This is a genomic window from Kitasatospora sp. NPDC086009 (genome assembly GCF_044540385.1).
Lineage (GTDB): Bacteria > Actinomycetota > Actinomycetes > Streptomycetales > Streptomycetaceae > Kitasatospora.
The window spans coordinates 126,160-146,856 of record NZ_JBITSA010000010.1 but is presented as its reverse complement, the minus strand read 5'-3'; the positions used below and the strand labels follow the sequence as shown (position 1 = coordinate 146,856).

The window sequence follows — 20,697 nt, the reverse complement described above, 5'->3', positions numbered from 1 at the left end:
TACGCGTTCAAGGCGCGCACGGCGCGCCGGCGGACGGACGGCAGAGATGGGCTGACCCCAGAACCCGGCCGGGGCTGGGGGCGGGAGGCTCCACGGTTTTACCCACCTGCCAGGACTGGGACCCGCACCGAGCAAGACCGGGGGGCCACTCGGCCAAATTGCGGTCAGGCCCGAAGAGCCCTGACCGAGTCGCAGCAGCTTACGGCCCCCCGATCATGCTCGGACCCAGACCAGACAGGACACCGGCCAAAACCGCTCCACCACCCGCATGGCCCGCTCACCGTCCTGAAGTGACGCGCTACACCGATCAGCGAATTCTAGCGCTTCGAGCGTATTGTGTCGCGACGAGCTTTCGAGTCGCATAGCACATCACGCCATGGGACAATTCATTTTGAAGTATCTATCCGTATGACAGTCCGGGATGTCGACCATGGATATAGATGCGGGCATTGTGACCAATAATCCTAAGTTCGGAATCATCACCGCACTGCCAAGGGAGTTTGCCGCTGTAAAATCTATGCTCGACGGCCCGAGAAGGGTAGACCCACCCTCTGGGGATCATAATATATATGAGATAGGGGCTATTCCCTCGCTGTCTGGGAACTGTACGCATCTGGCGGCAGTGACGCTTCAGACGCAGCCTGGCAATAACATAGCGGCTGCAACCATAACAAATCTCCGCAGAAGCTTTCCATCGGTGGAGCACGTTCTAATGGTGGGGATCGCTGGGGGAGTTCCCAATCATCGCGATCCTGGGAAGCATGTTCGCCTCGGCGACATTGTCGTATCGAGTCATTATGGCATAGTTCAGTACGACAATATTAGCCTTACCTCCAAGGGGGTCCAGCTCAGGGGAGTGTCGCAGCCTCCGTCGCAGGCCTTGCTAGCCGTTGTGAGCTATCTGGAGGCCGGAAGGTTGGCTGGCAGCTATCCCTGGGAAGCTCACATGAAGCGGGCAGCTGACATTCCTGGGGTGGACCGCCCGGAAATCTTCAAAGATGTGCTTCATAGATCCAGATCCCCTTACCGAAAGCAGCAGCACCCCACGGATGTGGCTCGGAAACCTGGATTCCCCAAGCTGTATTATGGGCGGATAGCGTCGTCGAATATCCTGTTGAAGGACCCGCTAGTCCGCGATCTATTGCGAGACGAGCTCGACATTCGCGCAGTAGAAATGGAATCCTCTGGGATTTCCGACGGGGCGGCCGGCACTGGATATCTAGTGGTGCGCGGGGTGGTCGACTATTGTGACTCATTTAAGAATGACGATTGGCAGATCTATGCATCAGTTGTCGCAGCTGCCTATATGCGCTCCGTGATAGAAACCGTCTCATGTTAGCTGTTGCCTTACTGCTGAACTGCCCGCGAGGATAAGTCGGCGACCGCACCCCCGATCGGGCAATATGTAGCCATGGTGACCCTGTGCGGGCGCCTGCGAAGAGCGATTCGTTGAGTCCGTTTGTGACCCGCGACCCGACGACTACCCCTCCCGGCCTGACCGCGATCTGACGACGCCTCGCCACCCTGTTGCCGTGCCCCAGCCATGTCTTAAGGGGCGGAGGCAGGCGGTAGATGGCGGTCAACAGTGAGCCCGGTCGGATGCTGGTTACGAGGGGTCGCCGAGCCCATAACTGCACGTGGGAGGCGCTGTCGGCTGCCGCAGTGGATGAGATTCCCAAGCTCAGGGCGTGCTCGGCGTGGCTTGACGTCAGCCATTGAGACTCCACCACCCGCGCGCTGAGCGGCGGCTCGTCTCTCATCTCTGATGAACCAGCGAGATCAGGCCAATTCCGATCCAGTCTCACCTCGCAGGATCTCGCAATAGCTAGAAGCGTCGCAATGCGTCGTACTGGTACGGCGGTGCTCGGGCGTTACAGTTTCGCTGCGGCTACCAGCTTAAACGCCCCTCTGGGGCCCCTGAGCTGGGCATTCTCTATTGCGCGCGCAATAGAGAATCCGCGCGGCGGCCTGTAACGACCGCATGGGTGCGGCCAGCGGGTTGGGGTCCGTTAACGTTCAGATCGCGCCGCTAACAGGCCGCAAGTCTTCAACAAAGAGAGCGTCGCCCCGTGGCTGGTAACCGATGGGGGCGACGCATGCCCAAGAGGAGCACCCCATGAGTTTGGCATCTGTCTCGCGTTCGCTGTCAACCGAACTTGCTCGTGCTTGGCCGGCGGTTGTGATGGTGGTCGTGGTTCTGGTCGTCCTGCGAGTGCCTGCGGACCTCCTGCCGACCGCTATCTCGGCGGTGGCAGCCCTCGCGGTCGCACCTCTGTGCGGGGTCAGTCGGCCTTCTCAGGGCCGTACGCGTCATAGCTAGAGGTGTGTGGTACCAGGGTTGTGAGCCCTGCTGTGCCCTGCTCGCCTTCCTAGCTGGGCGTGCCACAGGCGTGCCAGATCGGACGGTACGCGGCGGTCAGTTCGGGCGTCGGCGGTGCGGTGGCCGGGGAACGGGCATGCCAGGCACTATGCAGGTCAGAGCCGGTACCCCACGCCAAGCCTTGTAGAGCAGGGGTTGATGTTGCTACCGCGCTCCGTTAACGGTGCGCGAAGGCAACTCGTACAGGCGTTGGCAGACCAGCACGTCGAACCGGTCATCTCGGGCGTAATGGACGACCTGGCCCGGCACATCGCCGAAGGTCGAGGAGACAGCTCCAGCAGACCCGGCACAGGACTGAGTGTCTGACTGCGCTACAACGGCCCCGCCCGCTGGCGGACAACCACGGACCTTCGGGGACTGTTCACTCAGATTGGCGGTGCTACTCGCCAGAGCGACCGAATGCCCAACTTGGTTCGCGATAGAGAGACGAGTCCGACTCCGATGACGTCCCACCCCGGCCCGGCTCGAGCCCGGCTGGCCCCTCCACACCGGGCCGGGGTGGGAGGCCGCAGCGCCAGCCGACTCATGGCGGTAGCGCCACACCGTGCCGATTGCAGGTGCCGTGTGACAGCCCTATATACCCTCACTGTCACAGCTGTCACTCTGTCACTGCACAGGTCCTGAGCAGTGAGTTTGGCTGTGACAACGCAGTGACAGCCGTGAGGCAACCCCTCCGTGGTGAACCAGTTTCCTGGTCTCTCCGGTGAGATCTGCGGGCATGAGTGCTACGGGTGTCCTCCTCGCGGACGATCACTCGTACGCGCAGGCGGATACGACCGGCCCCAACGAGGTGTCCCCATTCTGGGCCGTCTGTGGGCCGTACGAGGGTGCCCAGCACTGCGCGACGCTGACAGTCAACGGTCGCGTCATCACAGGTCATCGCCACGCGCCGTTACCTAGCCGCTGGTCACGCCAGCGGCACGTCACTCCTGGTACTACTGGCGCACGCTGGTCTGAGCCTCCCACCGGCTCCGGGCCCGTCGCGGCCCGGAGCCGGTGCCTCCGGATTCGATGCCCCCGGAGTCGGGGCTCAGACGCCGGCCGGCTCGAACGCGTAGGCCGCCACCTCGGCCAGCAGCGCCGCCCGGCGGTCCTCGTCCAGGAACGAGGCGCGGAAGGAGTTGGCGGCGAGCAGGCGCAGCGTCTCGGGCGCGAGCGCGAGGGCCCCGGCCACCGCACGGAAGTTGTCGTCGACGTAGCCGCCGAAGTACGCCGGGTCGTCGGAGTTGACGGTCACCAGCAGGCCGGCCGCGAGCATGGCCGGCAGCGGGTGGTCGGCCAGCGTGTCGACGCAGCGCAGGCGCACGTTGGAGAGCGGGCAGAGGGTGAGCGGGATCTGCTCGCGGACCAGGCGGTCGACCAGCGCCGGGTCCTCCAGGCAGCGCAGACCGTGGTCGATCCGCTCGACCCCGAGGACGTCCAGGGCCTCGGTGACGTACGAGGCCGGGCCCTCCTCCCCCGCGTGGGCGACCCGGTGCAGCCCGGCCTCGGCGGCGCGCCGGTAGACCTCGCGGAACTTGGCCGGCGGGTTCCCGACCTCCGCCGAGTCGAGTCCGATCCCGGTGATCCGGCCGAAGTGCGGCCGGGCGGCCTCGAAGGTCTCCAGCGCGGACTCGGCGGACTCGTCCCGCAGGAAGCACATGATCAGCCGGGTGCTGACGCCGTACCGCTCCTCGCCGCGGTCCAGGGCCCGCCCGAGGCCCTCCACCACCACGTCCAGCGGCACCCCGCGGGCGGTGTGCGCCTGCGGGTCGAAGAAGATCTCGGCGTGCCGCACCCCCTGCCCGGCGGCCCGGGCCAGGTACGCGTCGGCGAGGTCGGCGAAGTCCGCCTCGGTGCGCAGCACCGTCATCAGCGCGTAGTAGAGGTCCAGGAAGGACTGCAGGTCGCTGAAGGAGTAGGCCCGGCGGAGCTCCTCGGTGTCGGCGTACGGGAGCGTGACGCCGTTGCGCGCGGCGAGCGCGAAGGCGAGTTCCGGCTCCAGGGTGCCTTCGATGTGCAGGTGGAGTTCGGCCTTGGGCAGCGGCATGGGTGATCGTTCCGAGTTCTGGGAGGGAAAGAAAGGGACGTCGGGATAGTCATCGTACGATCCGGTCACCCGATCACCACCTCGCCGGGCCCCCGTGGGGCGGCGGCCGGGCCGCACGCCTCGCGAAAGCCCCCGGGGGCGACGACACTGCCGGTACGGGAGTCCCCTCGGCACGCCGGTGTACCGGCCGCGGTCGGGGGCACCCGGGTACGGGGGGATTCGCGCCGAGGAGGTAGTGGACCATGCGGCACCCGGACGACGCTCCGCACACCAGGCCCGCGGGGATCTCCCCGCACGCCCTGGGCAACGACACCCTGCTGCGCGAGCTGGAGCAGCTGCACCGGACCAGGCACGAGACCTTCCTGTACGGGTCGGAGGAGGCCCTGAAGCGGCACACCCTGCGGACCGGGCAGCTGGAGGCGGAGTACCTGCACCGGTTCCCGAACCGGCTGGTCACGGCCGGCCGGACCAGGGCGGGCGCCCGCGCCCGGGAGGCCGCGGCGCGGGTGGAGTCGCTGCCGGAGTGAGGCCGCGGCGGCCGGCGTCCGGCGGGACACGCCGGGCGGCGGTGGTGCGCTCGGGGCGGGGTGTCGGCCAGGGTGGAGCAACGACTCCGGAGCAATCCCCCACGGACACCTGGGAGCCCACCGCATGGCCATCGCAAGCGTCAACCCCGCGACCGGCGAGACCCTGGAGACCTTCGAAGCGCTGGACGCCGCCGGCATCGAGCAGCGGCTGGCCCGCGCCGAGGCGGCGTTCCAGTCCTACCGCACCACCTCCTTCGCGTACCGCGCCGAGCTGCTGCGCCGCGCCGCCGACCTGCTGGACGCGGACCTGGAGTCCGTCGCCCGCACGATGACCGAGGAGATGGGCAAGCCGCTGGCGGCCGCCCGCGCCGAGGCCGCCAAGTGCGCGAAGGCGATGCGCTGGTACGCCGAGAACGCCGAGGGGCTGCTCGCCGACGAGCACCCCGCCCCGGCCGACGTCGCCGACTCCGGCGCCGCCCGGGCCTACGTCCGCTACCGCCCGATCGGGGCGGTGCTGGCCGTGATGCCGTGGAACTTCCCGTTCTGGCAGGTGATCCGGTTCGCCGCGCCGGCCCTGATGGCGGGCAACGTCGGCCTGCTGAAGCACGCGTCCAACGTCCCCCGGACGGCGGTGGCCCTGGAGGAGCTGTTCCGCCGGGCCGGGTTCCCGGAGGGCTGCTTCCAGACCCTGCTGATCGGCTCGGGCGCGGTGGAGGGCGTGATCCGCGACCGCCGGGTGGCGGCGGTGACACTGACCGGCAGCGAGCCCGCCGGGCGGGCGGTGGCGGCGACGGCCGCGGACGAGGTGAAGAAGGCCGTGCTGGAGCTGGGCGGCAGCGACCCGTTCGTGGTCCTGCCGAGCGCCGACCTGGACGCCGCCGTGGCCACCGCCGTCCGGGCCCGGGTGCAGAACAACGGGCAGTCCTGCATCGCCGCCAAGCGCTTCATCGTGCACACCGCCGTGTACCGGCCGTTCACCGAGGCGTTCACCGCGGCCATGCGGGCGCTGACCGTCGGCGATCCGATGGAGGAGGCGACCGAGGTCGGCCCGATGGCCAGCAGCCAGGGGCGGGACGACCTGGAGGAGCTGGTCGAGGACGCCCGGGCGCACGGGGCCGGCGTGGAGTGCGGCGGCCGCCGCCCCGCGGGCCGGGAGGCCGGCTGGTTCTACGAGCCGACGGTGCTGACCGGCATCACCCCGGCGATGCGGATCCATCTGGAGGAGACCTTCGGCCCGGTCGCCACCGTCTACGAGGCCGCCGACCTGGACGAGGCGGTGGCGCTGGCCAACGACACGCCCTTCGGGCTCAGCTCCAACGTCTGGACCACCGACCCGGCCGAGCAGGAGCGCTTCGTCCGGGACATCCAGGCCGGCGGGGTGTTCTTCAACGGCATGACCGCCTCGCACCCGGCCCTGCCGTTCGGCGGCGTCAAGCGCTCGGGCTTCGGGCGCGAGCTGAGCGGCCACGGGATCCGGGAGTTCTGCAACATCACCACCGTCTGGGTGGCCTGACGGCGGCCGGGGCGGGGCCGTCCGGGCCCCGCCCCGGCCCGGGTCAGGCGGCCATCCGGTGCCTGCCCTGGCCGGGCGTCATCCACCGGGCGACCATGCCGCACAGCGCGATCAGCGTGACGCCCCACACGATGCTGAAGACGATCAGCCAGGGCAGCGAGGTCACCTGGGACCCGACGGCGCCGAGGCCGAGCGAGAGCGCGAGCATCAGCACCACGGCCGTCGGACCGAGGCTGAGCAGGCCGTGCCAGGCCCGGTGCGCCAGGCTCGGGTGCCGCGGCGCGTCGGGGCCGGTGTCGAGCGCCTTGTAGGTCAGTAGGTCCATCTGGGATCGCCTCCGGACGTCGGGGACTGCCGGTGATCAGCTCACCAAGGCCTCACGAGACCTTGCGGGGAGCTGCGGACTTCCTGCTGGTGGTCTTCTTCGCGGCCGCGGCCGGCTTCGCGGTGCCGGCCGCGGCCCTGGTGGCGGCCCTGGTGGCGGCCCGGTCCGCGGTGGCCCGGCCGGTGGCCGTCCTGGGAGCCGCCGCCTTCTTGGCCGCCGCCTTTTCGGCCGGCGCCTTCCCGGCGGGCGCGCGCTTGCGGGGTGCCGGGGCCACCACCGGGGGCGGCTCCTCCACCGCCGGGCCGGCCTCCGGTTCGGCGCCCGGCCCGGCCCGGCGGCCGCGGTGGGCGCCCTTGGCCTCCTTGAGACTGCTGCGCAGCGCCGCCATCAGATCGATGACGTTGTCCGGAGCCTCGCCGGACTCCTCCTCGTGCGGCACCTCGACGCCCTGGATCCGGGCCTCGATGACCTGCTGCAGCGCCTGCTGGTAGTCGTCGTGGAGCTGGGAGAGGTCGAAGTCCTCGGAGAGCGTGTCCATCAGCGAGCGGGCCATCTTCAGCTCCTGCGGCCGCACGGTCACCTGCTCGTCGGGCGCGATCCCGGCCGCCGGGCGGACCTCGTCGGGCCAGATGCAGGTCTGCAGCACCAGCGTCCCGTCGTGCACCCGCAGCACGGCCGGCGACTCCCTGGTCCGCAGCGCGATCTTGGTGACCGCGATCCGGCCGGACTCGGTGAGCGCGTCGCGCAGCAGCGCGTACGGCTTGGCGGCGGCCTTGTCGGCGACACCGACGTAGTAGGCCTTGGAGAACATCAGCGGGTCGATCTCGGCCGCGTCCACGAACGCCAGCACGTCGATGACCTTCTTGCTGGGCAGCGGCAGCTCGGCGAGGTCCTCGTCGGTGAGGGTGACGGTCCGCCCGTCGGGTGACTCGTAGCCCTTGGCGATCTCCGCGTAGGGGACTTCCTTCCCCTCCTGCTCGCAGTACCGCTTCATCCGCACCCGGCCGCCGTCCTTCGCGTGCACCTGGTGCAGCGGGACGTCGTGCTCCTGGGTCGCGGAGTACAGGTGGACGGGGATGCTGACCAGCCCGAAGCTGATCGTCCCCTTCCAGGTGGTCTGCATGGGGTGTCGCCCCTTCCCGGACGGTCCCCCTCCCGGAGATTTCCACTGTGCCCGGATTCACCCCGATCGGCCACACGGTCCCGGTCCGGGCCGACGCGGCGGGCCGGACCGGGCCGGACCGGCGGACAATGGGCGGGAGCCGAGGAGGTGGCGCCATGCCGGGGACGCGCCCGCCCCCGCCGTCCGAGCGGACCACGTACGTCGTGTCGTACGCCGTGGCCGGGGAGCCCGGGGTCCGGCGGGCGGAGGTCACGGTGGTGCCCGGGTACTCGCAGGAGAGCGACATCCCGCGGATCCTCGCCGCCCGCCTCACCGGGCGGCCGGAGGGCGCGCGGATCGTCCTGCTGGAGCTGCGCCCGGCCTGAGGCTCCGGCCGGGCGCGGGGGCGGGCCGACGGGCCCGGGCTGGACCCGCCGAACGGAGGCACCGGGGCGTGTCAGCGGGTGATCGCCCCGGATCGCCCGGCACCGCTCCCTAGCATCGGGACTCCGTGGTCCCGCCCGACCAGGCGTGACGGAACGTCACCCCCGGCCCCAGGAGCGTTCATGCCCTCGTCCTCGGGCGGCCCCGCCCGCATCCCCGGCCCGGCCCGCCCCCCGCAACCGCCCCGGCGCGGCGCCCTGCGGCGACTGGGCGAGTGGTGCGCGCGCCACTCGGTCCTGGTGATCGTGCTCTGGCTGGTCGCCCTGGCCGGTGTCCAGGTGATCGACCGGGCGGTCGGCGGGACGTTCTCGGACGACTTCTCGCTCTCGGACACCCAGGCGCAGGAGGGCCGCAACGTCCTCCAGGCGCACGAACCGGCGGCCGGCGGCACCAGCTCCCAGGTGGTGCTCCACGACAGCCAGTCACTGACCGGGTTCCAGAGCCAGATCGACCAGGTGGTCGGCTCGCTGAGCGCGCTGCCGCACGTGCAGTCCGCGCAGAGTCCGCTGCCGCCCGCCGGCCAGCCCTCCCCGCCCGGCGGACCGCTCGCCGCGGACGGCCTCACCGGCTACCTCACCGTCCGCTTCGACGTGAACCCCACGACCCTCGGCGACGACTACCTCGACGGCGTCGACACCGCCGTCGCCCCGTTGCGGGCGGCCGGGGTGGAGGTCGAGTACGGCGGGCCGCTGGGCGAACTGGCGCGCCCGGTGGCCGACGACCGGGTCAGCGAGCTGATCGGCTTCGGGGTCGCGATCGTCGTTCTGCTGATCGGCTTCGGCAGCGTGATCGCGGCCGGCCTGCCGCTGGTCACCGCCCTGATCGGGGCCGTCGTCGGCCTCGGGGTGCTCGGCCTGCTGGCCGCCGCCACCACCTTCGCCACGGTCGCCCCCACCCTGGCGACCATGATCGGCATCGGCGTCGGCATCGACTACGCGCTCTTCCTGCTCACCCGGCACCGACAGGGCCTGATGGACGGCAAGGACCCGGTGGCCTCCGCCGGGCACGCCGTGGCGACCAGCGGCCGGGCGGTGCTGGTCTCCGGCTGCACCGTGGTGATCGCGCTGGCCGGTCTGGTCGTCTCCCGGGTCAACTTCATCGCCAAGCTCGGCGCCGCCGCGGGGGTGACGGTGATCTCCGCCGTCCTCGCCGCACTCACCCTGCTCCCGGCCCTGATGGGCCTGATCGGCCGCCGGATGGACCGCTGGACGGTGCATTCGCCGGTCGCCGAGACCGGGGTCGCGCCCGGCGAGGAGATCACCGGGACGTGGCACCGCTACGCCCAGCGGGTGGAGCGCCGCCCGTGGTGGTTCCTGGCCGCCGGGGTGGTCGTCGTCGGCGTCCTCGCCATCCCGCTCTTCTCCATCCAGCTCGGCCACATCGACGACGGGGCCGACCCGACCACCTTCACCGACCGGCGCGCCTTCGACCTGATGTCCGACGCCTTCGGCCCCGGCTCCAACGGCCCGATCACCGTGGTCGTCGACCAGAGCGCCGTCGCGGCCGACGCCCGGCCGGCGCTGCTGAGCTCCGTGCAGCAGGCGCTGGCCGGCACGCCCGACGCCTCCGGCGTCACCCCGCTCCAGACCAGCTCCGACGGTGACGTGCTGTTCGACACCGTCACCCCCGCCCAGCGGCCGCAGGACGAGCAGACCACCCAGCTGGTCGGGCACCTCTCCGGCACCGTCCTGCCGCAGGCCGTGGCGGGGAGCGGCGCCAAGACCTATGTGACCGGCACGACGGCCGCCCAGGTGGAGTTCGCCGACATCGTGGCCGCCCGGCTGCTGCCGATCATCGCGGTGGTGGTCGGCCTGGCCTTCCTGATCATCCTGGCCGTCTTCCGGGGCCTGCTGATCGCGGTGAAGGCGGCCGTGCTCAACCTGATCTCCATCGCCGCCTCCTACGGCGTCCTGGTGGCGGTCTTCCAGTGGGGCTGGGGCGGGCCCGCACTGGGGGTCGCCGGAACGGTCCCGATCGAGAGCTACGTCCCGATGATGATGTTCGCCATCGTCTTCGGCCTCAGCATGGACTACGAGATCTTCCTGCTCTCCCGGGTGCACGAGGCCTGGCTGAGCACCGGGGACAGCCGGGGCAGCGTGGCCCACGCCCTGGAGATCACCGCCCGGGTGATCACCTGCGCGGCGCTGATCATGGTCAGCGTGTTCGCCGCCTTCATCGTGAGCGACAACATCGTGATCAAGATGATGGGCCTCGGGCTGGCCGTCAGCGTGCTGATCGACGCCACCGTGGTCCGGCTGCTCCTGGTCCCGGCCGTGATGACCCTGCTGGGCCCCGCCGCCTGGTGGACGCCCCGCTTCCTGGACCGGGTGCTCCCGCACCTCGACACCGAGGGCGAGGGCGAGCGGGCCTGAGGGTGGCGGGGCGGGCGGGCCGGGCCGCCCGGATCAGGCCTGGAGCGAGGCCAGCGTGACGATGGTGATGTCGGACGGCGCGCCGACCCGGACCGGCGGGCCCCATGCCCCGGCCCCACGGGTCACGTACAGCTGGGTGTCGCCGTACCGCTCCAGGCCGGCGACGGTGGGGTTGGCCAGTTCGGCCAGGTAGTTGCCCGGCCAGAGCTGGCCGCCGTGGGTGTGGCCGGAGAGCTGGAGGTCGACGCCGTGCCGGACGGCGTCGTGGATGGTGACCGGCTGGTGCGAGAGCAGCACCGAGGTGCGGGCCCGGTCGCGGTCGCCGAGCGCCTTGTCGAAGTCCGGGCCGTCGCCCTCGGTGCGCCCGGCGATGTCGTTGACCCCGGCCAGGTCGAACCCGGCGAGCTCCACCCGGGCGTTCTGCAGCGGGTGGACGCCCAGCTCGCGGACGAAGTCCACCCACGGGGCCGCGCCGGAGAAGTACTCGTGGTTGCCGGTGACGAAGTACGCGCCGTCCCGCGCCCGCAGCTGCGCCAGCGGCTCCGCCGCACGCCCGAGTTCGGCGACCGAGCCGTCCACCAGGTCACCGACGATCGCGATCAGGTCGGGCTGCGCGCCGTTGATCGTGTCGACGATCCGCCGGGTGTGCTCGCGCCCGAGGATCGGGCCCAGGTGGATGTCGCTGACCACGGCGATCCGGTAGCCGTGCGCCCGCGCGGGCAGCTTCGCCAGCGGCACGGTGACCTGCTTCAGACGCGGCCCGCGCAGCACCCCGTAGGTGCCGGTGCCGACCACGGCGGCCGCCGCGCCGGAGGCGCCGATCGCGAGCGTCCGGGCGACGAAGAGCCGGCGCCCGGGCGAGGGCGCGGTGGTCGGCACCGGCTCGGCGGCGGCCGGCTCGGCTCCGTCGCCGTCCGCCGCCGCGGGGGCGGACGCGGATGCGGGGGCGGACGCGGATGCGGGGGCGGCCACGGGCTCCGGCGGGGTCACCGCTCGCGGCCGCGGCAGCCGGAGCAGCAGCGGGCGGAGGGCCTCGCCGACCGCCACCGCCATCAGCAGGTAGAGCAGCACCGCCAGCCAGAGGTAGCCCGGCCAGGCCAGCCAGCGCTCGACGGACATCGGCAACCCCCGCCCGCCGACCAGCGCGCCCAGCGAGAGCAGCGGCAGCACGACGGCCAGCACGGTGCCCGCCCGGCGCCACCGACCGCCGGGAGCGGAGACGTCGCGCACCAGGCGCCGCCAGAGGTACCAGTGCGCGAGGGCCAGCACGGCCAGGACGGCGAGGACGCCGATCACCACGAGGACGATCATCACGCCGCCAGTATGAACGCCCGCCCGGCCGGCGCCGACGACGGCCCCCGAGGCCGCCGGACCGGCTGGCGCTGTGTCAGATTTGAGCTTTCCACCACCCCGGTCCACCCGCTCTGACCTGGCGCTTTGTGTCCGCTGAGCGAACATTTCCGAAGGCCTTGTTCCGATACTCGTAGGTAGAAGTTAAGTTGCACCGCAATGCGCGGGTCCGTCCCCCACCCTCCGGCGTTCGAGCCGAGGGGCAGCCGCGCGGGAAAGGCACAGGGCACCCTCGATGAGTGCGGAAACCACCACCTCGGCCGGCTCGCCGCCGGCCGATGCCGCTCCGCAGCAGCAGAAGCAGCTCCAGCACGGTCAGGGCGCCGACGGGCACCTGAAGGCCGGGCTCAAGAACCGCCACCTGTCGATGATCGCGATCGGCGGCGTGATCGGCGCCGGCCTGTTCGTGGGCTCCGGCGCGGGCATCGCGGCCACCGGCCCCGGCATCCTGCTCTCCTACACCCTCGCCGGCGTGCTGGTCGTCCTGGTCATGCGGATGCTCGGTGAGATGGCGGCGGCCGATCCGCAGAGCGGATCGTTCTCGGCCTACGCCGACCGGGCGCTCGGCCGCTGGGCCGGCTTCTCGATCGGCTGGCTGTACTGGTTCTTCTGGGTCGTGGTGCTGGCCGTCGAGGCCACCGCCGGGGCGAAGATCCTCAACAACTGGGTGCCCGGCGTGCCGCAGTGGGCGTTCGCACTGATCGTGATGGCGGTGCTGACCGCCACCAACCTCTTCTCGGTGGCCTCCTACGGCGAGTTCGAGTTCTGGTTCGCAGGCATCAAGGTGGTGGCGATCGCCGCCTTCCTGGTGATCGGCACGCTCGCCGCGTTCGGGCTGCTGCCCGGCACCCACCCGGTCGGCACGGAGAACCTGACCGGCCACGGCGGCTTCCTCCCGCACGGTGTGGGCGCGGTCTTCACCGGCATGCTCACCGTGGTCTTCGCCTTCATGGGCAGCGAGATCGTCACCCTGGCCGCCGGCGAGTCGGAGGACCCGGAGAAGGCGGTCAGCAAGGCCACCAACAGTGTGATCTGGCGCATCGGCATCTTCTACCTGGGTTCGATCCTGCTGGTCGTGACCCTGCTCCCGTGGGACTCGGCGGCCGTCAAGGGCAGCCCCTACGTCGCCGTGCTGGAGCACGTCGGCATCCCGGGCGCCGGCCAGGTGATGGACGTGATCGTGCTGACCGCCGTGCTCTCCTGCCTCAACTCGGGGATGTACACCGCTTCCCGGATGGCCTTCTCGCTGGGCCAGCGCGGCGACGCCCCCAAGGCCTTCGCCTCGGTGACCAGCCGCGGCGTGCCGCGGATCGCGATCCTCGTCTCGGTGGTCTTCGGCTTCGTGGCGGTGTTCTTCAACTACACCTCCCCCGACACCGTCTTCTCCTTCCTGCTCAACTCCTCCGGCGCGGTGGCGCTCTTCGTCTGGCTCGTGATCTGCTTCTCCCAGTTGAGGATGCGCAAGATCATCGAGCGCGAGACGCCCGAGCGCCTGACCGTCCGGATGTGGCTGTACCCCTACCTCACCTGGACCGCGATCGGCATGATCGGCTTCGTGATGGCGTACATGTTCACCGACGCCGACGGGCGGAAGCAGATGTACCTGTCGCTGGTCGCCGCAGCCATCGTGCTGACGGCATCGGCCGTGGTGGGCCGCAGGCGACGGGCTGCGGCAGTGACGCCGGCTGCCTGAGCCGTCGCGCCGCCCGCACGCCGGGCCCGGGAGCCGTTGCGGAGGCTCCCGGGCCCGGTGGCGTTTTCCGGCCCGGCGCCCGGGGGCCGGGCCCGTCTCCGGCGCGCGGTGCGATGTCCGGCCCGGTGCCCGGCGGGCCCGCCCCCGGTACCGGATCAGGACGGGACGGAGATGACCCGCCGACGCCCAGCCCCTACCCTTCCCCCTATGCGAGATCTTGCAGCGGGGTTGGGGTACCTGGCCAAGGGCCAGAAGTGGGTGGGCCGGCACGGCCGCTGGTGGGGCTTCGGGATGCTGCCCGCACTGATCACCCTGGTCGGGTACGTGGTGGCGCTGGTGTTCCTCGGCGGCTGGTCGGAGGAGCTCGCCGAGTGGGCCACCCCGTTCGCCGACGGCTGGGGCTCGCCCTGGCAGGGCCTGCTGCGCACCGCCCTCGCCGCGATCGTCTTCGGCGGCGGGCTGCTGATCTCCGTCATCACCTTCACCGCCGTGACGCTGCTGGTCGGCCAGCCGTTCTACGAGTCGCTCTGCGAGAAGGTCGACGAGACCGAGGGCGGCGCGCCCACCCCGCCGGACGTGCCGCTCTGGCGCGAGCTGGCCGTCTCGGCGCGGGACAGCCTCTACGTGCTGGTCCGGGTGGCCGGGTTCGGCGTCCTGCTGTTCGCCTGCGGGTTCATCCCGGTGGTCGGGCAGACGCTGGTGCCGGTGGCCGGGTTCCTGGTGTCCGGCTTCTTCCTCACCGTCGAGCTGACGGCGGTGGCCCTGCAGCGGCGCGGCGTGCCGCAGCGCGAGCGGATCCGGCTGCTGCGCTCCCGGCTCGGGCTGGCGTTCGGCTTCGGCGTGCCGCTGATCCTGGGCTTCCTCGTCCCGTTGGTGACCGTCCTCGCGATGCCCGGCGCGGTGGCCGGTGCCACCCTGCTGGCGCGCGACCTGGTGCCGGTGGAGGACGCCGAGGACGAGCGGGACGAGCAGGACCGGCAGGACCAGGCGGACGACGCGGGCGGGGCACCCGGGGTGCCCGGGTACGGGCCCGGGTACGGCGAGCAGCGGCCGGTGCCGGGGAACCCGTACGCGACGGGCCCGGAGCCGGTCCGGCCGTACGGGGGGCCGGACCCGTACTCCTCCCGCTGAGGGCCGGGGGCGCGGAGCGGTGACCGTCCGGTCACCGCACGTCGCACCGGGGCCGCCGCGCTGTGAAGCCGCCCACACGGCTCCGCGCTGCTACTGCCCTCGATAGTTGTCGCCGGGCCGCGGTCCGCCCACGCAGCCGCGGAGCGGCGCCGCCCGGCCGTGCCGGCCCAGTGGCCGGCCCCGGAGCGGACCGCGAAGAACGCAGGCCACCGCGCCGATTCACCCCCTGCTCCGTCGGACCGGCGGTCGACCGGCCGTCGGTCGACGGGATCGGACCCCCCACCTCGAAGCGCCCGGCCGCGGCCGGGCGCTTCGCCGTTCGGGCCGCCCCACCCACTACCCGCCGTAGTAGCCACTGCCTTTGCCGCCCCCGCCGGGCTCTGCGAAGAATGGCCAGTCGCCAGGCAGCGCGAACCGGTCCGTCCGCCGCGCGTCCCGCCCGCCCCGCCGTCACGGCCGGGGTGCCATGGCCGTCCCGGACGGCATCGCGGGCCCTGTCCGCCCGTGTCCTCGTGCCGGAGCCCCCGTGCTCCCCGGTACGGCCCCCGACGGAAAAGGATCGTCCGCTCCATGCAGCTCAGCCATGCCCGCCGCAACTCGCTGATCACCGGTATCACCACCCTCGTGGTGGCGGGTGCGGCCACCGCCGCCCTCGCCGTCCCGCAGAGCGGCGGCAGCGTCGCCGAGGCGGCCGCCCCGGTGGCCGGTGTCTCCGTGGACGGGCAGCCGGTGGCCGCCCAGGCCGACCCGGCCGCGGCCGACGCCGCTGCTGCGGCCGCTGCCCAGGCGCAGGCCCAGGCCCAGGCACAGGCACAGGCCGAGGCGGACGCCGCCGCGCAGGCGCAGGCCGCCGCGCAGGCCCAGGCCGAGGCGAAGGCGCAGGCGGACGCCAAGGCCAAGGCCGACGCGGAGGCCGCCGCCTCCCGCTCGCAGGAGCGCGCCGCGCTCAACGCCAAGCCCACCTACTCCGGCAGCGCCCGTGAGATCGCCGCCCAGATCGTCCCGGCCGGCCAGCTGCAGTGCTTCAGCAACATCGTGTCCCACGAGAGCAGCTGGAACCACCTCGCCGTCAACGCCTCCTCCGGCGCCTACGGCCTGGTCCAGGCGCTCCCCGGCTCCAAGATGGCCTCGGCCGGCGCCGACTGGCGCACCAACCCCGCCACCCAGATCAAGTGGGGCCTGGACTACATGAACTCCCGGTACGGCAGCCCCTGCGGCGCCTGGTCCTTCTGGCAGAGCCACCACTGGTACTGAGCCGACCCGGCCGGTAGCAGCCCCAAGGACCCCGCGCGGCAGACCCGCGCGGGGTCCTCGGCCTTTCCGCACCGCGAGGTCCGGGACCGCGCCGCGACCGGCCCGTCCGCGCGGGCACCGGCGCCGTCGTCGGATCGGGCCGGCGGCGCCGCTCGACGTGGACACGCCCGGCATGACGGGTGAAGATATGGCGCACGCTCGTACGATTTGACGCGGATTGATCAGAATTACCGACCGTCAGGGCTTTGCCACCTTCCGGCCGCGCTCCTACGCTCCGGCCTCATGCCCTCTCCCCTGATCAGCGTCGTGCTCCCCGCCTACGACCAGCAGAAACAGCTGGCGGAATGCCTCGACTCGCTCCTCGCGCAGTCCTTCCGCGACTTCGAGGTCATCCTGGTCGCGGACCGTTCCCCCGAGACCTCGGCCGACCTCGCCGACGCGTACGCGGCGCGGCACCCGCAGGTCTCGGCGCTGCACCTCAACGCCGCCGTCGGCGTGGGCGTCAGCCGGGACGCGGGCGCCGCCCGGGCGACCGGCGAGTACCTGCTCTTCCTCGACGCCGACCACCTGCTCCCCCGGGACGGCCTGCGCTCGCTCGCCGACCGGCTGGAGCAGACCGGCCCGGTGGACGTGCTGCTGTTCGGGCACACCCGGCGGCACGGCGGGCGCGACTGGCCGGGCGGCGCGGAGGCGGTGCTGGCCGAGGCCGGGCCCGAGGTCACCGGGCCGGCCGCCCGTCCCGAGCTGCTCGGCGCGCCCGCGCTGATCTGGGACCGGCTGCTGCGGCGCGACTTCTGGCAGGGCCGCGCGCTCGCCTTCCCGGACGGCCGCTACGAGGAGATCCCGGCCGTGCACCGGGCCATGCTGACCGCCGGGCGGATCGCCGTGCTGCCGCGCGCCTGCGTCCAGCTGCGGCGGCGGGAGACCGTCCACCCGGCCGGCTCGCCCGGCAGCAGCCAGTTCGACATCTTCGACCAGTACGAGCGCAGCTTCGCCCTGCTGGACGAGGTGGCGGCCCGGCAGCCGGAGCTGGAGGCCGTCCGCGACGCCCTGTTCACCCGGATGGTCCGGCACTACCTGTTCGTGTTCGACCTGGCCGGGTGCGTGGCGCGGGCCGAGCGGCCCCAGTTCTTCCACCGCGCCGCCGAGCACCACCGCCGCTTCCAGCCGGCCGGGCACCGGCGGCCCGGCGGGCGCGAGGGCGTGAAGTTCTCGCTGCTGGCCGGCGGCGCCTACCCGGCCTTCGAGATGGCCAAGCTCTCGCACATCGCCAAGGGCACCCTCACCGGCTCGGCCCGCCGCCGGGCCTCGGCCTGACCGGGACGGCATCCCGGCGGCAGGAGACCGGACGTCCGTCCGGCAGAGCCGGAGCCGGTGTGGGGGCGGCCCCCCCGCGGGCCCCCCCCCCCGGGGGGCCCCCCCCGCCCGCCCGCCCGGGGGGGGGGGGGGGGGGGGGGGGCCCGCGCCCCCCCCCCGGGGGCCCCCCGGGGGCCCCCGCACGCCGCCGCCCCGCCCCCCCCGCCCCGGGGGGGCCCCCCCCCCGCCCCCCCCCCCCGCGCGCCCGGGGGGGGGGGGGGCCCCCCCCCCCGCCGCCCCCACACCGGGGTGGCCCGTACCGGGCGCGCCGTCCGGCTGGGATGATCGGCGGCGGTACGCCGAGCCCACCCCCGGGAGGACCCACGTGAGCCGACCGTCCGCCGCCCCCGGCGCCGACCTCGCCCGGGAGCTCGCCGCGACCCTGCGCGGCGACGTCCGCTTCGGCGCCGCCGAGCGCACCGTCTACAGCCACGACGCGTCCAACTACCGCCACCTACCGCTCGGCGTGGTCAAGCCGGCCGACCTCGACGACGTCCGGACGGCCGTCGCGCTCTGCCGGCAGTACGGCGTACCGGTGGTGCCGCGCGGGGCCGGCACAAGCATCGGCGGGCAGGCGATCGGCCCGGGCGCGGTCGTCCTGGACTTCCGGCGCCACCTGGGCGCGGTGCACGGCGTGGACCCGGAACGCCGCACCGCCCGGGTCGAGCCGGGCGCCGTGCTGGACCACCTCCAGCGGGCCGCCCGCCCGCACGGCCTGCGCTTCGGGCCGGACCCGTCCACGCACAGCCGGTGCACCCTCGGCGGCATGATCGGCAACGACTCGTGCGGCGCCCACTCCGTCGTCTGGGGGCGCACCTCCGACAACGTGGAGTCCCTCGACCTGCTGCTCGCCGACGGCACCGAACTCACCGTCGGCGGCCCGCTCGGGCCCGCCGAACGCACGGCGCTGCGCGCCCTGCCCGGGCGCGCGGGCCGACTCCACCGCGACCTCCAGGACTTCACCGACCGCAACCTCGCCGTGATCCGCCAGGGCATGCCGGACCTGCCGCGCCGCACCTCCGGCTACCCGCTGGACGCCCTGCTCCCCGAACGCGGCCACCACCTCGCCCGGGCCCTCACCGGCACCGAGGGCACCTGCGCGCTGCTGCTCGGCGCCACCGTCCGGCTGGTCGAGGAGCCGCCCGCCCGTGCCCTGGTGGTGGCCGGCTACCCGGACGAGACGGCCGCCGCCGACGCCGTCCCCGCCCTGCTGCCGCTGCGCCCGCTGACCGTCGAGGGCATGGCCGCCGACCTGATCGCCGCGCTGCTCGCCGCCGGACCGCGCCCGCCCGCACTGCACCGGCTGCCCGAGGGCGCCTGCTGGCTCTTCCTGGAGACCGCCGGCGCGACCCCCGCCGAGGCCCTCGACGCGGCCCGGCGGCTCGCCGACGCCGTTCGCCAGGAGCGCTCCGCCACCACCTCCGTCGTCACCGACCCCGGCGAGCAGCGCCAGCTCTGGGGCGTGCGCGAGGCCGGCGCGGGGATCGTCACCCGGCTGCCCGACGGCGGCGAGGCCTGGCCCGGCTGGGAGGACTCGGCCGTCCCGCCGGAGCGGCTCGGCGACTACCTGCGCGACCTGCGGGCGCTGCTGCGCCGCCACCACCTGCGCGGCGTCCCGTACGGGCACTTCGGCGAGGGCTGCGTCCACCTGCGGATCGACTTCCCGCTCACCGCGCCGCACGGGCCGGCGGTGTTCCGGGAGTTCCTGGAGCAGGCCGCCGACCTCGCGGTCTCGTACGGCGGTTCGCTCTCCGGTGAGCACGGCGACGGGCAGGCCCGCGCCGAGCTGCTGCCCCGGATGTACCCGCCCAGGATCATCGCGCTCTTCGGCGAGTTCAAGCGGATCTGGGACCCCGACAACCTGCTCAACCCGGGTGCCCTGGTGGACCCGCGCCCGCTCGACGCCGACCTGCGGCTGGCCGGGCCGGTACGCGCGCTCCCGCTCGCCCTCCCGTACGCGCAGGACGACGGCAGCCTCGCCAAGGCCGTGCACCGCTGCGTCGGGGTGGCCAAGTGCGTGGACCCCGAGACCGGGGTGATGTGCCCGAGCTACATGGCCACCGGCGAGGAGCGCCACTCCACCCGGGGCCGCGCCCGGCTGCTCGCCGAGATGCTGCGCGGCGCGGAGGGCGCGATCCCGGACGGCTGGCGCTCACCGGAGGTCAGGGAGGCGCTGGACCTCTGCCTCGGCTGCAAGGGCTGCGCCGGCGACTGCCCGGTCCACGTCGACATGGCCACCTACCGGACAGAGTTCCTGTACCAGCACTACCGGCACCGCCCCAGGCCCCTGTCGCACTACTCGATGGGGTGGCTGCCGCTCTGGCTTCGGGCCGTCGCACTCGCCCCCGGCGCGGCCAACCTGATCGCCCGGTCCGCCGCCGCCGGCCCGCTGAAGCGGCTCGGCGGGGTGGACCGGCGCCGACCGGTCCCGGTGTTCCCGCCCGAGACCTTCACCCGCTGGTACCGCCGTCACCGCGCCACGCACCCGGCCCCGGCCGGCGCCCGCCCCGTCCTGCTCTGGCCGGACACCTTCTCCGACCACCTCCAGCCGAACGTGCTGCGCGCCGCCGTCGAGGTGCTCTCCCACCTGGGCTTCGACGTCCGGCTGCCGGACGGCCCCGTCTGCTGCGGGCTCACCTGGTACTCCAGCGGCCAGCTGGGCACCGCCCGGCGGGTGATGCGGCGCAGCCTGCGCGCGCTCGCCGCCACCGGGCTGCCCGCCGACACCCCGGTGGTCGGCATGGACCCGAGCTGTACCGCCACCCTGCGCGAGGACCTGCCCCGCCTGCTCGGCGCCGACGGCCGCCCGCTCGCCGAACGGACGCGCACCTTCGCCGAGTTCATCGACCAGTACGCGCCGGACGCCCCGCTCCCCCGGCTCCCGCTGGACGCCGTCACCCAGACCCACTGCCACCAGCACGCCGTCCTCGGCACCGCCGCCGACCGCCGGGTGGAGGCCCGCACCGGTCTGCGCAACCGCGTCCTCGACTCCGGCTGCTGCGGGCTGGCCGGCAGCTTCGGCTTCGAGCGGGGCCACTTCGAGGTGTCCGTGACGATCGCCGAACGCGTGCTGCTGCCCGAGCTGCGCGCGGCGGACCCGGACACCGTCGTGCTGGCCGACGGCTTCAGCTGCCGCACCCAGATCGCCCACCTGGCCGAGGGCCGCCAGGCCCTCCACCTCGCCGAACTGCTGCAACGGGGCCTCCGGGAGCAGCGCTGAC

The 20,697-nt window shown here is 72.8% G+C and carries 14 protein-coding genes; 10 read left to right on the top strand and 4 right to left on the bottom strand.

Annotated features, from left to right (window positions below):
* Positions 1-421 precede the first annotated feature (421 nt).
* Complete coding sequence (locus tag ACIF6L_RS23680; protein ID WP_396486667.1) at positions 422-1,339, top strand: hypothetical protein; 918 nt, start codon at positions 422-424, stop codon at positions 1,337-1,339.
* Positions 1,340-3,410: 2,071 nt separating this feature from the next.
* Here the strand turns inward: ACIF6L_RS23680 and ACIF6L_RS23675 are convergent.
* On the bottom strand, positions 3,411-4,409 hold the full coding sequence (locus tag ACIF6L_RS23675; protein WP_396486668.1) for an adenosine deaminase: 999 nt from the start codon (positions 4,407-4,409) through the stop codon (positions 3,411-3,413).
* A gap of 242 nt (positions 4,410-4,651) precedes the next feature.
* Between ACIF6L_RS23675 and ACIF6L_RS23670 the strand changes: the two genes are divergently transcribed.
* Together ACIF6L_RS23670 and ACIF6L_RS23665 are read left to right on the top strand one after the other, a co-directional pair.
* The gene (locus tag ACIF6L_RS23670; protein ID WP_396486669.1) at positions 4,652-4,936 is read left to right on the top strand and encodes a DUF6158 family protein; all 285 of its coding nucleotides are present in this window, start codon (positions 4,652-4,654) and stop codon (positions 4,934-4,936) included.
* 124 nt (positions 4,937-5,060) lie between these two features.
* Positions 5,061-6,449, top strand: a complete 1,389-nt coding sequence (locus ACIF6L_RS23665) for an NADP-dependent succinic semialdehyde dehydrogenase (protein WP_359803878.1) — start codon at positions 5,061-5,063, stop codon at positions 6,447-6,449.
* Between the two features lie 43 nt (positions 6,450-6,492).
* On the opposite strand, the gene ACIF6L_RS23660 is transcribed toward ACIF6L_RS23665, so the two are convergent.
* Together ACIF6L_RS23660 and ACIF6L_RS23655 are read right to left on the bottom strand one after the other, a co-directional pair.
* Entirely contained in the window at positions 6,493-6,774 is a 282-nt protein-coding gene (locus ACIF6L_RS23660) for a hypothetical protein (protein ID WP_329486470.1), read from the bottom strand.
* A 52-nt stretch (positions 6,775-6,826) separates the two neighbouring features.
* Positions 6,827-7,897: a Ku protein gene (locus ACIF6L_RS23655; RefSeq protein ID WP_396486670.1), complete on the bottom strand. Its 1,071-nt coding sequence runs from the start codon at positions 7,895-7,897 to the stop codon at positions 6,827-6,829.
* Between the two features lie 155 nt (positions 7,898-8,052).
* Between ACIF6L_RS23655 and ACIF6L_RS23650 the strand changes: the two genes are divergently transcribed.
* Together ACIF6L_RS23650 and ACIF6L_RS23645 are read left to right on the top strand one after the other, a co-directional pair.
* Entirely contained in the window at positions 8,053-8,262 is a 210-nt protein-coding gene (locus ACIF6L_RS23650; RefSeq protein ID WP_329486472.1) for a hypothetical protein, read from the top strand.
* 180 nt (positions 8,263-8,442) lie between these two features.
* Entirely contained in the window at positions 8,443-10,692 is a 2,250-nt protein-coding gene (locus tag ACIF6L_RS23645; protein WP_396486671.1) for an MMPL family transporter, read from the top strand.
* A gap of 33 nt (positions 10,693-10,725) precedes the next feature.
* On the opposite strand, the gene ACIF6L_RS23640 is transcribed toward ACIF6L_RS23645, so the two are convergent.
* Positions 10,726-12,003, bottom strand: a complete 1,278-nt coding sequence (locus tag ACIF6L_RS23640; protein WP_396486751.1) for a metallophosphoesterase — start codon at positions 12,001-12,003, stop codon at positions 10,726-10,728.
* A 274-nt stretch (positions 12,004-12,277) separates the two neighbouring features.
* On the opposite strand from ACIF6L_RS23640, the gene ACIF6L_RS23635 reads away from it, so the two are divergent.
* The 5 genes from ACIF6L_RS23635 to ACIF6L_RS23615 all read left to right on the top strand — a co-directional run bounded on the left by ACIF6L_RS23635 (position 12,278) and on the right by ACIF6L_RS23615 (position 20,696).
* Positions 12,278-13,735, top strand: coding sequence for an amino acid permease (locus ACIF6L_RS23635; RefSeq protein ID WP_396486672.1), 1,458 nt, complete (start codon positions 12,278-12,280; stop codon positions 13,733-13,735).
* Positions 13,736-13,942: 207 nt separating this feature from the next.
* Complete coding sequence (locus tag ACIF6L_RS23630) at positions 13,943-14,866, top strand: EI24 domain-containing protein (RefSeq protein ID WP_396486673.1); 924 nt, start codon at positions 13,943-13,945, stop codon at positions 14,864-14,866.
* Between the two features lie 570 nt (positions 14,867-15,436).
* On the top strand, positions 15,437-16,120 hold the full coding sequence (locus ACIF6L_RS23625; RefSeq protein ID WP_396486674.1) for a lytic transglycosylase domain-containing protein: 684 nt from the start codon (positions 15,437-15,439) through the stop codon (positions 16,118-16,120).
* 282 nt (positions 16,121-16,402) lie between these two features.
* The gene (locus ACIF6L_RS23620) at positions 16,403-17,437 is read left to right on the top strand and encodes a glycosyltransferase family 2 protein (protein ID WP_396486675.1); all 1,035 of its coding nucleotides are present in this window, start codon (positions 16,403-16,405) and stop codon (positions 17,435-17,437) included.
* 364 nt (positions 17,438-17,801) lie between these two features.
* On the top strand, positions 17,802-20,696 hold the full coding sequence (locus ACIF6L_RS23615) for an FAD-binding and (Fe-S)-binding domain-containing protein (RefSeq protein WP_396486676.1): 2,895 nt from the start codon (positions 17,802-17,804) through the stop codon (positions 20,694-20,696).
* The last annotated feature ends 1 nt before the right edge of the window (position 20,697 follow it).